Source organism: Bifidobacterium sp. ESL0682 (genome assembly GCF_029392815.1).
Lineage (GTDB): Bacteria > Actinomycetota > Actinomycetes > Actinomycetales > Bifidobacteriaceae > Bifidobacterium.
On the sequence record NZ_CP113942.1, the window covers coordinates 1,735,563 to 1,750,686 of the forward strand.

Consider the following 15,124-nt stretch of genomic DNA (forward strand, 5'->3'; position numbering starts at 1 on the left):
GAACCTTACATCCGGGGCACTGGTCCCAGCGAATGCCGCTGAATCAGTTCGGCAGGAATGAGGCCAGCCCCGTGGGCATTGGCCACGAACGTGGTCTCGCTGCCTTCGCCCAAGAGACGCAGCACCTCACGCATCGAAGCGGTTCCAAGGCTTTCATAGTCGGGTCGCACTGTGGTCAACGGCGGCCACATGTCATTGACACCGGTCATATCGTCGAAGCCGACCACACTGATGTCCTGCGGAATGCGCAGGCCGTGCTCGTGCAGGGCGCGGGTCACGCCAACCGCTTGCGCGTCGTTGGCCGTAACGATGACCGTCGGTTTGCGTGCGCCGGACGACCCGATACTTTCCAACTCATGGTTCATACGTGCGTAGGCTTCCGAGGAATCCCAGGAGTTGCATTGCACTTCACGCGATTCCACCAAGTGTGCAGCTGAGGCCTTGCGCCAGCCAAGCAGCCGGGTCACGGCATCACGCCATTGCAAAGGACCGGCGAAATACAGCGCCGAACGATGGCCGAACCGGGCGACCAGACGCGCCACCTCCTCCATCGCACCCCACTGGTCAATGCCGACGATGGCGGTGCGATCGCGGCCCGCAGCGTCCATCAGTCCGCCCGCTCGGCTCATCGAAAGATTGCCGTGTGTGGAAGTGACCAACACACGCGGCTCGGCAAGATTGGTGCGGCAGGCGGCGGAAAGCATGATATCGGTCGGCGTCAGGAAGATGAAGGCATCCACATTCTGTTCCTCGAATGTGCGGCACAGATCTTCGAATTCCTTTTGCGCGCATCGCGCCTCGTGCACCATGGACACCGCCAGGAACAACCCGTGGCGACGGGCAACCGCCTCGACAGACGAAATAGCGGAAATCGGACCCAGAAAATTGCGGCCTCCGGCAATGAGACCAATGGTGTGGGAACGATGGGATGCAAGAGTACGGGCCGAATTGCTCGGGCGATAGCCAAGCACATCGATGGCGTGCTGGACGCGGGCTCGCGTGGCATCGGAGACTTCGGAGGAATGGTTGATGACGCGCGAAACCGTCTGATGGCTTACCCCCGCCATTTTGGCCACCTCGAACATCGAGGGCCTCTTATGCTCATCGCGCGGTACGCCCATTTCTCGCCTCCCGGCCAGCCAGTTGCCATGCTCAACATTGCATGGCACACCATTTAAGTGAACGCTCACAAGTTTACTCTGCCTTGCCTATCGGCGACATGCGTTCAGACCAGATGCCAGCTGACACGATGCAACGGAGTCGGGCCGTACTTGGCGATGGCGGCACGATGGACGGCCGAGCCATAGCCCTTGTTGTGTTGCCATTGGTAGGGCGCGTAGCTGGAATTACCCTGCGCCAAAGCGACCATCAGCCGATCACGCGTAACCTTGGCGATAACCGAGGCGGTGGAGACGAGCGCACAACTTTGGTCGGCCTTCACCTTTGTGGTGACGTTTGGCGCAACCGGCACCACCGGCGCATCGAACGTCCCCGCAGCCTTGGAAATGTAGTCGTTCGGCCCATCGAGGATAGCGCCAACGCGGAGGCCGGAGAGAACTTTCAGTTCCCGCTCAACCTCATTGACCGCACGCAAAGCAGCGATGCCCAGAGCATAGGAGATACCCCATTCGTCAATCTCCTGGTTACTGGCCTGCCCCACCGCACTGGCGGCGCACCATGCTCGCAAATCCTCGAACATCGCCTCGCGCTTGTGTTCGGTGAGCAGTTTGGAATCGGCCACGCCGTCCGGCACCTCGAGGCTGTCCAGATCACGCGCCCATACCGCAGCCGCACCGACCATTACCGGCCCGGCAAGCGCTCCGCGACCGACCTCATCGAATCCGACGATCAGATCGAAACCCTGCTCGGCCAGCTCGCGCTCCAAATCCAATGTGGGCGCGATGGAGTGTCGGGCAGCACCGCGCTGTCCGTCACTCACTGCACGTTTGGACGTTGTCGTCATGCTTGCGGGGCGTCCGGCACCGAGCGGAACACATCGCGATGCGACTTGATGGTCTTGAAATGGCTGAACGGCCAGAACGTGAACATGGCTACCCCGCTGATGTTGCCCATCGGCACCAGTCCGTTGTTGCCATCGTCGACGTGATAACGAGAATCGGCGGAATTGGCGCGGTTGTCACCCATCACAAAAACATTGCCGGGCGTCACTTTGACCTTGAACGAGAAATTGCTCGGCTCCACGCCCGGCTTGATATACGAGGTCTCGTCAATGGCCACACCGTTGATGGTGACCGGCGAACCGCCGCCCTTGCATGCCACCACGTCGCCCGGCATGCCAATCACGCGTTTGATGAGGTCGTTGGAACCGTGGTTGTCCACACCAGCGAGCCAATGGGCCGGGTCGTTGAATACGACAACATCACCGCGTTTCACGGACTTGAGCGGGCGGGCGAGGCGGTTGGTGACCAGACGGTCGCCGATATCGATGGTGTCCAGCATCGAGCCGGAGGGAATCACGTAGACGCCGATGACGAAGACGCGTAAGAGCACGAGGACCACTAAGAACACCACGAACTCGACCACGAAGCGGAATCCATCATGTGGAGTGAGCTTCTCATCGGCCTGCATCTGCTTGGCGCGCTCCGGGGTGTTGATAATGCTGCGCGGCCGAGGATCGGGGTCTACGCCGTAATCAGCGACTTTGATGATATGCGAATCCACATCGTCCCGTGTATTCCGCTGAGCATCTTCCGCTGCCATCGCGCCTCCAGACAATTCTTCACGATTCCCCGCAACGGCCGTCGCCGACAAGTCGCAGAAATCCCCAATGTTTCTTCAAGACATCATAGTCCGTCGCCTGCAAAAGGCAGCGATGCAGGCCGCGCATCACATTTGGGGACGAAAAGGCAAAAAGAAACGGCGGTCGAACTCGCCTGGAGTCCGGCTGCCGTTTGCACAAAGCCACAAGGGTCTAGATTCACGCCTTGGCGCTGTTGTCCTGACGCTCGGTGATACGAGCGGCCTTGCCACGCAGGGCACGCAGGTAGTAGAGCTTGGCGCGACGAACGCGGCCGTGACGCAGCACCTTGATGGAATCGATCGACGGGGAGTGCAGCGGGAAGCGACGCTCCACACCGCAGCCGAAGCTGACCTTGCGGACGATGAACGTCTCGCGCAGGCCGGCGCCCGAACGTGCAATCACCACACCGGTGAACGCCTGAAGACGGGAGTTGTTGCCTTCCTGAATCTTGACGTTGACCTCGACGGTGTCGCCGGGACGGAACTCCGGGATAGAATCCGAGGGCTTCATGTGCTTGGCATCAAATGCCTCAATAGCGTTAACCATTGTTTCACCTGTCGCTGCCGCATATCAGCGTACATGTCAGGGGCGGCGCCGCACTTTCGTGCCCAGCGGCTGATGGAGCCGAACGCGCCCACTATCGTATTCCGCCGAAACCCGGCGGAATGTTGCCGATTCGCCATTGCAGAGACATCCGAGCTGACGGACGCGGCCACAAGGCTGAACCCAATGAAGAAACAAGCCCATGCGGCAGCCCGTTTCTTGGCATAACAAACTTTTATTTTAGCAACTCACGACGACACCCATGCCACACATCAAGCCGGGAAACATCGTGGACGCTTCTTTGTAAAACAAACCAATTTGACAAGCCGAGTCGAGGCCTTTATTTTGGGGGCGGTAATAGTTTCCGTGCTTGGCACACCGAGTCGAAGGAGGTGGGGATCATGGCTGACGATCTTCCTAGTAGTATCAACGATCTGCATCATTTGTGCAGCTGTGCGCAACCTCATCTCGACACGATGACTCGGCGCTGGATGTAAATCTCACCTTCATTTTTAGGCTGTCACGCTACGAGCGTAAGGCAACGTGAATCGATTCCTCCAGCATGCGGATGATTCCGTTTCGAGATTCCCATTTTAAGTTCAACTGAACGTATCTGTCACGCCACAAATCCACGGATATAGCAGCATCAAGGATTTACGATTCGCAACTCGTAGTCTGCACCTGACTGGCCAAAATCGAAAGCCGGCATTGCAGGAATCGTACATTTCTGATGCCCGGCTTGCTGTTGTTCGCAATATAGACTTCAAGCCGAGGCCCAATAGCCAAGCCCGATAAACGCTGCGACTGCAGCGAGACTTCCGCTGAAATTCGCGAGCGCCACGATACGCCGTTCATGAGGAATCATCATGACCAACTTTTTCTTCAATTTCAACCGTGCCGCACCTGCAACATCAGGCGCTGGGCGGAATACTAACTTCACTAAGCGCGTGGTCTCGGACTGCGTGGTGGCCGTCGGCATCCTCGCCATCTTCGGCCTGATTGCCTGGGTGCTGCCCGCCATCAACGCGCCAGTCGGCCCAAAAGGCATCCCCTCCACCGTCTCGACCGACCCGCGCAATCTGCCCTATTATGCGTTGCGGTCCGTCTTCCGCATGGCCATCGCGCTGTTCTTCTCGCTGGTGTTCACCTTCGTCTACGGACTGGCGGCGGCCCGCTCGCGCAGGCTCGGCAAAGTGCTCATCCCCCTGCTCGACATCCTGCAGTCCGTGCCGATTCTGGGATTCCTTTCGGCGACCGTGACCATCTGGCTCGCGCTTTTCCCCGGCTCGATGATGGGCGTAGAGGCCGCGTCGATCTTCGCGATCTTCACCTCGCAGGCGTGGAACATGACCTTCTCGTTCTATCGTTCGCTCAAAAGCGAACCCAAGGAACTCGACGAGGCGGCGCGCAACCTGCGGCTTTCGCACTGGCAGCGTTTCTGGGTGCTCGACGTGCCCAATTCCATGATTCCGCTGTTGTGGAACATGATGATGAGCGTCGGCGGCGGCTGGTTCTTCCTGACCGCTTCCGAGATGATTTCGGTGAACAATCGCACCTACGCACTGCCCGGCATCGGCAGCTACGTTGAGGCGGCCGCCAAAGAGGAGAACCCCGGCAAGATCGGCTGGGCCATCCTGACGATGGTCATCGTCGTGCTCGCCATCGATATCCTCGTTTGGAAGCCGCTCACGGCTTGGGCCGAGAAGTTCCGCATCACGCAAAGCGAGTCGAGCGAGCCCAAGCGCAGCGCCGTTCTGACGCTCATTCGTCAGTCGCATATCGACGATTTCATCGCCCGTCTCTTCCGCCCGATCGGCGAATTCCTCAACTGGATTACCCGACCGCTCGGCCAGACCGGCGCCAAGTGGGGCACCAAACCCGGCCGTCGCCGCGCTGGCGATGTGGTGTTCGGCGTTATCGTCGGTGTGCTGGTCATCGCCGGCGCCGCGGAACTGATCATCGCCATCGCGAAGACCACCGGGCTAGGCGAACTCGGCCGAGCCTTCGGCCTCGGCGGCCTCACTTTCCTGCGCGTGGCACTGCTGACCGTGGTCTGCTCGGTGATCTGGGTGCCGCTCGGCGCCATCATCGGCATGAACCCGAGGATTTCGCGCTTGGTGCAGCCACTGGTGCAGGTGCTGGCGAGCTTCCCAGCCAACTTCATCTTCCCGTTCGTCGTCATGGTCTTCGTCGCCTGCGGCGTTGACATCAACTGGGGATCGATCCTGCTGATGGCGCTGGGCACGCAATGGTACATCCTCTTCAACGTCATCGCCGGAGCGTCCGCCATTCCCGATGACCTTGTAGAAATGACCAAGAATTTCCATATCACCGGATGGATGAAATGGAAGACGCTCATCCTGCCGGCCGTTTTCGGCTCTTGGGTCACCGGCGGCATCACCGCGGCCGGCGGCGCATGGAACGCCTCCATCGTCTCGGAGATCGTCAGTTACGGCCGCCACACACTCGTCGCCAAAGGCCTTGGTTCCTATATCGCTGAAGCCACCACGCATGCCGAAGGCATGAAAACCCTTATCGGCGTAGCCGTCATGGCCATCTTCGTGGTCGCCGTCAACCGCCTCTTCTGGAACCCACTGCAGCGCCTCGCCGACCGTCGTTTCGTCGTCGGGTGAGTATGCCGCAACCCATCAATATCAGATATCGAATACTTAATTAAAGGAAGTCACGATGAACTTCAACAAACTCTACAAAACCGTCGCCAACGGTACCGAAACCGGAAGCGCCGCAACAACCCGCACGCGCAACCAGAACCCGAAGTACTCCGATCTCAATGCCGACGGCGCCCACACCGTCATCGAAGCCAGCCACATCAGCCAAAGCTTCACCTCCGAAAAAGGCAACGAGACCACCGTCCTTGACGACATCTCCTTCGACCTTCATGAAGGCGAAATCGTCGCCATCCTCGGGCGCAGCGGCGCCGGCAAATCGACTTTCCTGCGCATTCTGGCCGGGCTCATCCAGCCGACGAGCGGTCAGGTCTCCTATCGTGGCAAAGCACTCGACGGCCCGAACCCCGGAGTCGCGCTCGTCTTCCAGACCTTCGCTCTCATGCCGTGGCTCACGGTCGAAGACAATGTGGAACTTGGGCTTGAGGCGCGTGGGGTGCCGCGCGAGGAACGCCATCAGCGGGCACTAAAAGCCATCGACGCCATCGGCCTTGACGGCTTCGAATCTGCCTACCCCAAGGAATTGTCCGGCGGCATGAAGCAGCGTATCGGCATCGCCCGTGCGCTGGTGCTGCGCCCTGATGCACTCTTTATGGACGAGCCATTCAGCGCATTGGACGTGCTGACCGCAGAAAATTTGCGTCAGGAAGTGCTGAAGCTGTGGAACAACAACCAGAGCGGCATCAAGTCCATCCTCATCGTCACGCACAACATCGAAGAGGCTGTGCAGATGGCCGACCGCGTGGTCGTCTTGGGCTCGCACCCCGGCCACCTCATCGCGCAGGTTCCGGTCAATCTGCCGCGTCCGCGAGACAAGCACTCCCCGAGTTCGAGGCGATGGTCGACAAACTATACGCCATTCTGACCGGGCAAGAGGCACAGCGCAGCAGTCACACCAATACCTCGGTTGCTGGCACCGGGAGCGCCAAGACCGACTCGACGTCCGAGCAAAGCAACACGGCAGGGGCAGCGGAATCATCTGCATCGAAAGATTTCGATAATGGTTCCTCCGCTTCCAATAACACCTCATATACCAATGACACGAATGGCTCAAGCAACCCGACCGATGCTGAAAATCACGAAGCAAGCGAGAGCCGAGGCAACACCGACAGTAATCGTGCGGAACCAGAGCCAAACCGTCGTCAAAGCCAACGTGGCGGCCTCGACGACCACAGCAAGGCGCAAACCGAAGCCAGCGAAAAGCTTGCAGCCCACGAAAACGACACCAAGATCAAAGACAACAACGCACGCACCGAACTGCTGCCGAACGCCACCCCCGGCGGCCTTGCCGGTCTGCTCGATGTGGTCTCGAATTATCAGGGCGGAGTAGACCTCGCGGACCTCGCGGCCGACCTTTCCTTCGAGGTGGACGACCTCTTCCCGCTCATCGACGCCGGTACAATGCTTGGCCTGTTAACCGTTGACAACGGCCATTGCACCATCACCCGCGATGGCGACCGCTGGTGCCATGCCGACGTGCTCGAGGCCAAGAAGCTTTTCGCCCAGCTCATCATGGACCATGCACCGCTGGTGCGCACCATCGACCGGGCGCTGCGCAACCACCCCGATCGCGGCCTGCGCGGCGAGCTTATCCTCGACCTGCTGCGCAGCCAACACACCGACGAGGAAGCGCAGCAGCAGTTCGACATCGCCGTGACCTGGGGACGCTACGGCGAGCTCTTCGACTACGACGCCGACGACGACCAGCTCACCCTCGACGACGCCAACAAGTAAGCCATACGGCGGCTTCGGAATAGGCCGCTCAGCGGCCACCGAAGCTGCCGCCGCCGGAACCGCCGCCCGAGCCTCCGAAGCTACCGCCACCACCGGAACCGCCGTCAGAGCCGGAAGATGTGCTGAATGTGGACTCCATGGTGTCGATGCCGTTGCTGATGCCAGCGGCAAAATCGCTGAATTGAGCACCCAGCGACGAGTCCGTACCCATCGCTGAACCCGAATCAGTTGAATAGCGATACCAATAGCACAGCGAATCGTTGTTGCCGCGCCCATTCTTGTCATCAAGCGACGAGAACAACCCGCCAAAACGTTGCATCTGCCCCGTGGATACCCCGAGCGCGGTGGCATAAATGTAATACTTATCAAAAGTGTCCGGCGACAACGGAACAACAGGGGATGGATTAGACGCTATCGTCGAGCTGGAATCCGAGGAAACAGAGGCGGGGTTCGACTTCGCGCCAGAACCAGAGTCGGCCCCTGCACCAGACTCTGATATCGAGCCCGAACCCGACATTACAACAGACCCGGCTGCTTCCGATTGGTTTACGGTGCTGTCGCCGCCATGTCGCAGATACGCTTCCAAGCCCAGCATCGGCGCAGCCAGCCGCCTCCCCTTTCGCGTCAAACCGCTATACCGCAACAACTTGAAGAGGAAAATGAGCAGGAAAATCACCGGTACGCCCAGCAGTAGCGAAACACCCCACTGCCCGTGCAGTTGATCGGAGACATGGCCGTAATCATCGGTGCCCGAGCCGACCGCGTTGAAGGCTAGCCTATCAACGTAGAGCGCCCCCATCACACCGGCCACCACAATCGCCACAGCCGCCGCGAAGCCGAACAGCAACGGCTTGACCACCCGCAGCTTCAGATATTCGAAATTCGCGGTCCAATTGAAAACGCTTTGCAGCCATTCGGCCTTCCACCAGCCGTCCAACTTACGACCTACAGCATGGAAATCAAAAACCGGCGTATCGAGTTTCAGCGATATCGCCCGGAGCAAGTTAAGCAGGGCACGCTCGGTAGCGGTAAGACCATGGGTTTCGCCAACGGAGTCGGCGAACGAACCGGGCAGCATCACTACCGTCGAAGTCGGTTTGGAACTGTTTATACGATCGTCCGCTTCGTCAGCGATGACTTCTCGCACCGCTTCCATGCCTTTGGCAAGCCCCTGCGATCTGGCACGCTTGATACATTCCTCGTTCTGAGCTTCTCGGTCGGTGCGTTGCACTTTCTCGTCCGCTTTTCCTGCGGATGCAGCAGCGAATTCGGCATTCTTCTTTTGCATTTCGCTTACGTCGCGAAGCCGTTGCGCAATCTCATCGTCGCTGGCATTCGACAGATCTATTCCCTTGAACCACTCGGAACGACCGGGATAGACCGCGATGACGCCCTTGCTGACCAGCGAAAGCAGCGTAGAACTCATCTGACGAGACTTGAAGCTGTCTGAATATTCTCCAAAATCGAGATAATCAATGAATTTCGCCGCGTTTGTAGGAGTAATGTCAGGAATGTCTTGCGAATAGGGCACCTGTCCGGTCTCCGGCTCAGACCCACTCGCCAACTTTTTCTTCCTAGTTTTCTTCTTCTTCGAATGGCTGACACCATGCCGAGGATGCTCGTCGGGATAATACGCCTGCCAATTCGTGATCAGCACGGCAGCCAGCGCAAACAGCAGCGCCGCGCCTTCCCAGCCCAAGTAGCCCAGAATCACATTGCGCCGCATGGTGACATCATCCGCGGCCTTGCGCTGTTCGGCAGCCTCGCGGCCGAGCACCAAGCTCTTGCCGTCCTTGGCAATGCGATGCACCACATCCGCGCTCATCGGCGAGGCAGAAAACATCGAAACCAGGTCGATATGCCTGTTTGCGGCGACATTGTGCGCGGTAATCTCAATCTGCTGGCCGCCCGACTTCGCAACGGAACCTTTGCCTGTATAATGCATCCACTGCCGCGTATCTGCGCTTTTCACGCCTTGCGGCAAAGTGACCTTCGCGCGGAAATCGTCGATCGGCACGCCACTGTTGTCACCAACCGGCTCCCACTTGAAGTAGGCCACATCGTTGTAGACCTTCACCACGTCCTTAAACGTCATGGAAACATCGAATTTGAGGCTTTTCGCGGATTTAGTTGCGGGAATGTTCCAGCCGATCTCCACCGTGTCGCCGGACTTACCCATGCTCGCCGCCGCACCGTTCTCGTCGCGTAACTGACTGGAGCCGGCGTCTGATGCGGCATCTTCACCATCGCGCGCATTCCCGGTTTTGGCGCTATCAGGAGCAGCTGCAATATTGCCGTTGGTCTGAGTTCCCGCCTGTTCCCGCTGGTTCTGGGTTCCCGGCGCGTGGTTTTCCGAAGCCTGCTTGAGTTCCGCTGTTTTCTGCCGATATTGATCACCATTCATGGCAGCAGGAAGATATTCGTCGCCTTCGTTGCTATGCGTGTTGGCGAGAGCGACCGCATACCACTCGCCCGCATACTCCTCGTTCCAGTTGGGACTATAGAGATCACGCGTGGAAGAGCCATCACCATGCCTGAATTTCTGCCCAGTCGAAACATTGGTGACCGATACATCGGTAATGGCGCTCAGTATGCCGTCGCTTTTTTCATTGTGCTGAATCGTATAGCGCTGGAACAGTTGCCGCCACGGCTTGCCGCCCTTGCGCTTGTTGAGTTTCATGTCAACATGCTCGGTAATCCGCAGATCTCCGTCAGGCCGCACCGACACATCGTAGTTCAAGGAATGGTAAATCATATCGGCGCGATGAAAACCGAGATCGCCGGACTGGAAGCTGCACAGAGCAAGGAACACGACAACGACGAGCGTACCGATTACCGCTGCTTTCAATGCCGCGACAATTCGCTCACCATTCAGCCCCTGACGTATCCTCCGCATGACTTCTCCACTTCACCACAACCAACACGACGGCCCCGTGCCATCTCACTTCTCTGCGTATCACATCCATACTATCGGCCAGGAAGTACCCATCAATGAAAAGTTCACTCGTATTTTGATAGAGTAGTGCAATACGGCAATCATAGAATCGCTGCAAGAAGAAGAGCCAGGAAGGAACCGCACCGTGCCTCGTTTTAAGAATCAATCCGCAGGAGATTCGCAAATGCCGTTATCCGGCGACGATATAACCTACAATAACGTATCTTCGCAAGACAACTCTGCAGACACATCAGCACCTTTTGACTCGACCGCTTATAGCCAAGTGCCCACCAGCAACGGTGACACAGCCCAAAATGCCAGCAATATCGACGACAAACCGTGGTTAAAACAAAACAGCGGTCACAGCGCCAACCACGCAACTGCAAACACCAAAAACACTGGAGCCATTATCGCCCTATTCGTCGTCATCGCCCTATTCGTCATCCTGGCCGTCGCGGTGTTCCTCTATATCCACGGCAAAGATTCCGGCAATGGCAGCAGTATCAGCGGCGGCTATTCCTCCTATTCTTCATCGCCTGAATCGAAAAAGCTCAGGGAACAGCAGAAAAACCAGATCATCCAAGATGAAGCCAGCGACGCTTATCAAGCGATATCCAATCAGGATTCCAAGGTGAGCGAAGCCCTGAGCACCCTCATGCAAAATTCGGGAAGCAGCGGTAGCAGCACAGAAGTCACCCAAGCGCAGGTCGACGAGCTCAAGTCCGAAACGGCGAAAATGCCGAAAACGATCGGCGCCTTCAAGAAAACCAAGGCGTACCACAAATACTCAAATGTGCGCAAGGCCTATAAAGAATACCAATCCAAGGACAACGATTACATCAACGCGGTGAACAATTTCGCCGATTCCGCCATCGCCTATACCAAAGCGGTAAAAAACTGCAACGAACTCCACGACTGGTCCAGTATGGGTTCCGATGCTGCCGCTTACACGAACGCCAAGCAAAAGACCATCACCACCTGTAAGGCAGCAGCGCAAGACCTTGCAAACTCCAAAGACGGGCCGATCAAAGATTACTCCGCCGCGACCATCAAACGTATGAACGACGCACAAAAGCAACTCGACGGTATCAAAGCCCTAGGGTCGTCCGACGACATCTTCGGCGACGAAACAAAGTTCCAGAAATTCGAAGACCTCACCAACAAACTCGGCAAAGACCTCAATCCGACTACACAAATTGGCGACCAAAATCCCGTCTATAAGGAACTGATGGTGGACACCAAACCTGATAAGGCGCTGATCAAAATAAGCACCGCGATGTACAGCACGGACAAATAAACAGCTTCCGCCGACGTTGACCGACGTTAGTCGGCACTGATTGAACAATGAAGTCGAAAAGAGGACAACGATTGCGTTCATTGAGAAACTCGTCCAAAAACAAGGCACAACTATCGCCGTCAGACGACAACACTTCTTTCGATAGCACCTCGCCAGACGACAGCGCGTCCTTCGACAGCACTTCATCGCCATTCAGCTCGTACGACTATACTCAACAGGCGCCCTTCAGCAACGATGCCAATGATCCCGGGCAAAACAACGCTGGAGCCAACGGAAACCCGCCAACGAATGAACGCGGAAGTCAGAGTCAAGACGGCAACAATGACAATGACATCGATGTCACACCCGTACCGTTAACCGCAAAAAACTTTGTCATTGCCATCGTTGCCATGATCGTCATCGGCGCACTAGTACTCGTGTTTTCACATCGCTCGAGCTCCAGCAATAGCACTTCTTCCAACAACAGTGGCTACTCCAGTTACTTCGATTCACGACAAAAGAAACTGGACGCGCAAGAAAAAGAATCAGACATCATCGACAAGGCCCTCGACGTGTTCCACACGGAAATCTTCAATCCAGAATCCCAAGCGGTTCAAGCCGTCTACCCTGTCATCGAGAGCGTTGGAATCAATGCTCCAAGCACGACGGTCAATCAAGCCGATCTCGACAAGCTCAGATCCGCGACGGCAGCATTGGGCAATTCCCGGAACGAGTTCACCAAAACGGAGGCATACAGCCAATCTCAGGACGTGCGCGAAACCTACAAAACCTATCAAGACAGGAAAAAGAACTACGTCACCGTACTCAATAATTTTGCCGATGCTGCCGTCGGATACGCGGCCACGGCGAAGAACTGCCAGGAAAACTACGCCAGTATCCCCATCATGGGTGAAGACCCCAATTATTACGCTAACACGCAAAACATGATCACCAACTGCCTGACGTCAGCACAAAGCATCGCCCAGTCCAAAGACCCTGTCATCAAAAAGTATGCAACGGCGACCGTCAAGCGCATGGGCGACGCACAAAAGCAGCTCGATGCCCTCAAGGCCCTCGGCTCCCCAGACGATATTTTCGGCGACCACGCGAAATTCCTGAAATCTAGCCCAATAGAGGACAAACTCAGAGACGACCTGTACAAGGCCGAAACATACGGCAATCAGAATCCCCTGTACAAGGAATTGACCGATGCCAGGCCAGATAAAGAGATAGAAAAAATCGATACGCTATTAGTCGATATGAGCAAATAAGCAATTCTCCGACTTTTCCACAGAAAATGGGCACCCACCTTGTGGCGAGTGCCCATTTTCTATCGTGGTGTCAGTCCAATATCAGCTGACACGAAGCCGCGAAACTACTTGCGATGTGCGCGGTAGAAGCGGATGAGGCTCTGCGTGGAAGCATCCTGCTGCGCCAGCGCCTCATCGTCCTGCGAGATCGCCGGGGTGATCTGGCGGGCAAGCTGCTTGCCGAGCTCGACGCCCCACTGATCGAAGGAATCGATGCCCCAGACGGTGCCCTCGGTGAAGGTGATGTGCTCGTAGAGCGCGATGAGCTCGCCCAGCGAGAACGGGGTCAGCGCGTCACCGAAGATCGAGGTGGTCGGGCGGTTGCCGGAGAAGACACGGGCCGGAACAATGGCCTCAGGCGTACCTTCGGCGCGAACCTCATCGGCGGTCTTGCCGAACGCAAGCGCCTTGGTCTGTGCTAGGTAGTTGCCGAGGAAGAGCTCGTGCACGTCCTGGTCGCCGTCCTTGGCCGGGTTCGGGGTGTTCGCGAAGGCGATGAAGTCAGCCGGAATGAGCTGCGTGCCCTGGTGAATCAGCTGGTAGAACGCGTGCTGGCCGTTGGTGCCGGGCTCGCCCCAGAAGACCTCACCGGTGTCGGTGACGACCGGGGTACCGTCCCAGCGCACGGACTTGCCGTTGGACTCCATGGTGAGCTGCTGCAGGTAGGCCGGGAAGCGATGCAGGTACTGGTCATAAGGCAGCACGGCGTGGGTCGCGGCCTTGAAGAAGTTGCGGTACCAGACGTTGAGCATGCCCATCATCGCGATGACGTTCTTCTCCAGCGGGGTGTTGGCGAAGTATTCGTCCATCTCGTGGAAGCCGGCGAGGAACTCCTCGAAGCGCTTCGGTCCGAAGACGACGGCGAGCGAGGTGCCGACTGCGGAATCGACGGAATAACGGCCACCAACCCAGTTCCAGAAGCCGAAGGCGTTCTGCGGGTCGATGCCGAATTCCTCGACGCCCTTGAGGTTGGTGGAAACGGCGACGAAGTGCTTGCGAATGGCTTCGGCGTTCTTGTCGTCGGAACCGTCGATGGCGCCGGAGGCCTTGAGGCTGTTCAGCAGCCAGGTACGTGCCTCACGCGCGTTGGTCAGGGTTTCGAGGGTGGTGAAGGTCTTGGAGACGACGATGAACATCGTGGTCTCAGGGTCGAGATCCTTCGTCTTCTCGGTGATGTCGTTGGGGTCGATGTTGGAGACGTAACGGGCGGAGATGCCGGCGTCAGCGTACGGCTTCAGCGCTTCGTAAACCATGACCGGGCCCAGATCGGAGCCACCGATGCCGATGTTGACGACGGTCTCAATCTTCTTGCCGGTCACGCCGCGCCATTCGCCGCTGCGAACCTTGTCGACAAACGCATAAATCTTGTCGAGCGTCTCATGCACGTCCTTGACCACATCCTGGCCGTCGACGATGAACTTGCCCTCGTCGGACTTCGGACGACGCAGCGCGGTGTGCAGCACGGCACGGTCCTCGGTGTTGTTGATGTGGACGCCCTCGTACATGGCCTTGCGGCGATCCTCAAGGTGCACGGCCTTGGCGAGATCAGCGAACAGCTTCAGCGTTTCGGGCTGGATGAGGTTCTTGGAGAGGTCGAAGTGCAGATCGCCGGCGTCGAAGCTGAGCTCCTCAACGCGGTTGGGTTCCTCGGCGAACCACTTCTTGAGGTCGATGCCTTCGCTGTTCAGTTCGTCAAAGTGCTTTTGCAGCGCCGCCCATTCCGGGGTCTTGGTGGCGTCGATAGGAGGATTGATGGCCATATTCTTAAGGTCCTTTCATCACGTGCCGCGGGGGTTTCGTGGCCTTGTCAGTCTTCTCTTCAAAGTGCCGTTCCCACCGCTTGCTACAGATATCAATTTACTCACAAAAGAGGACACA

General features: G+C 57.6%; 9 protein-coding genes and 2 pseudogenes. 5 read left to right on the plus strand and 6 right to left on the minus strand.

Annotated features, from left to right (window positions below; all coding sequences use genetic code 11):
- Nucleotides 1-5: 5 nt before the first annotated feature.
- The 4 genes from OZX57_RS07200 to rplS all read right to left on the minus strand — a co-directional run bounded on the left by OZX57_RS07200 (nucleotide 6) and on the right by rplS (nucleotide 3,307).
- Nucleotides 6-1,085 carry a LacI family DNA-binding transcriptional regulator gene (locus OZX57_RS07200; protein WP_277162984.1) on the minus strand — a complete coding sequence of 360 codons (1,080 nt, stop codon included), beginning with the start codon at nucleotides 1,083-1,085 and terminating at the stop codon, nucleotides 6-8.
- Nucleotides 1,086-1,225: 140 nt separating this feature from the next.
- On the minus strand, nucleotides 1,226-1,903 hold the full coding sequence (locus tag OZX57_RS07205; RefSeq protein ID WP_277162985.1) for a ribonuclease HII: 678 nt from the start codon (nucleotides 1,901-1,903) through the stop codon (nucleotides 1,226-1,228).
- 56 nt (nucleotides 1,904-1,959) lie between these two features.
- Entirely contained in the window at nucleotides 1,960-2,721 is a 762-nt protein-coding gene (gene lepB / locus OZX57_RS07210; protein ID WP_277161989.1) for a signal peptidase I, read from the minus strand.
- A gap of 217 nt (nucleotides 2,722-2,938) precedes the next feature.
- Nucleotides 2,939-3,307, minus strand: a complete 369-nt coding sequence (gene rplS / locus OZX57_RS07215; protein WP_277161990.1) for a 50S ribosomal protein L19 — start codon at nucleotides 3,305-3,307, stop codon at nucleotides 2,939-2,941.
- A gap of 863 nt (nucleotides 3,308-4,170) precedes the next feature.
- Here rplS and OZX57_RS07220 point away from each other — a divergent pair.
- From OZX57_RS07220 to OZX57_RS07230, 3 genes and pseudogenes are all read left to right on the plus strand, one after another.
- The gene (locus OZX57_RS07220) at nucleotides 4,171-5,937 is read left to right on the plus strand and encodes an ABC transporter permease subunit (RefSeq protein ID WP_277161991.1); all 1,767 of its coding nucleotides are present in this window, start codon (nucleotides 4,171-4,173) and stop codon (nucleotides 5,935-5,937) included.
- Between the two features lie 181 nt (nucleotides 5,938-6,118).
- Nucleotides 6,119-6,864: pseudogene (locus tag OZX57_RS07225) on the plus strand (ABC transporter ATP-binding protein); the annotation flags it as partial.
- 384 nt (nucleotides 6,865-7,248) lie between these two features.
- Nucleotides 7,249-7,725, plus strand: a pseudogene (locus OZX57_RS07230) (AAA-associated domain-containing protein); the annotation flags it as partial.
- 28 nt (nucleotides 7,726-7,753) lie between these two features.
- Here the strand turns inward: OZX57_RS07230 and OZX57_RS07235 are convergent.
- Nucleotides 7,754-10,621: a DUF2207 domain-containing protein gene (locus OZX57_RS07235; RefSeq protein WP_277161992.1), complete on the minus strand. Its 2,868-nt coding sequence runs from the start codon at nucleotides 10,619-10,621 to the stop codon at nucleotides 7,754-7,756.
- 223 nt (nucleotides 10,622-10,844) lie between these two features.
- Here OZX57_RS07235 and OZX57_RS07240 point away from each other — a divergent pair, with 223 nt between their 5' ends.
- Complete coding sequence (locus OZX57_RS07240) at nucleotides 10,845-11,957, plus strand: hypothetical protein (RefSeq protein WP_277161993.1); 1,113 nt, start codon at nucleotides 10,845-10,847, stop codon at nucleotides 11,955-11,957.
- Between the two features lie 71 nt (nucleotides 11,958-12,028).
- On the plus strand, nucleotides 12,029-13,207 hold the full coding sequence (locus OZX57_RS07245) for a hypothetical protein (RefSeq protein ID WP_277161994.1): 1,179 nt from the start codon (nucleotides 12,029-12,031) through the stop codon (nucleotides 13,205-13,207).
- Between the two features lie 104 nt (nucleotides 13,208-13,311).
- On the opposite strand, the gene pgi is transcribed toward OZX57_RS07245, so the two are convergent.
- Nucleotides 13,312-15,006, minus strand: a complete 1,695-nt coding sequence (pgi, locus tag OZX57_RS07250; RefSeq protein WP_277161995.1) for a glucose-6-phosphate isomerase — start codon at nucleotides 15,004-15,006, stop codon at nucleotides 13,312-13,314.
- Between the last annotated feature and the right edge of the window lie 118 nt (nucleotides 15,007-15,124).

Coding starts and splice junctions, on each gene's coding strand:
- OZX57_RS07240 (WP_277161993.1), top strand. CDS start 10,845: ATGCCGTTATCCGGCGACGATATAACCTACAATAACGTATCTTCGCAA.
- lepB (WP_277161989.1), bottom strand. CDS start 2,721: ATGGCAGCGGAAGATGCTCAGCGGAATACACGGGACGATGTGGATTCG.
- OZX57_RS07200 (WP_277162984.1), bottom strand. CDS start 1,085: ATGTTCGAGGTGGCCAAAATGGCGGGGGTAAGCCATCAGACGGTTTCG.
- pgi (WP_277161995.1), bottom strand. CDS start 15,006: ATGGCCATCAATCCTCCTATCGACGCCACCAAGACCCCGGAATGGGCG.
- OZX57_RS07235 (WP_277161992.1), bottom strand. CDS start 10,621: ATGCGGAGGATACGTCAGGGGCTGAATGGTGAGCGAATTGTCGCGGCA.
- OZX57_RS07220 (WP_277161991.1), top strand. CDS start 4,171: ATGACCAACTTTTTCTTCAATTTCAACCGTGCCGCACCTGCAACATCA.
- rplS (WP_277161990.1), bottom strand. CDS start 3,307: ATGGTTAACGCTATTGAGGCATTTGATGCCAAGCACATGAAGCCCTCG.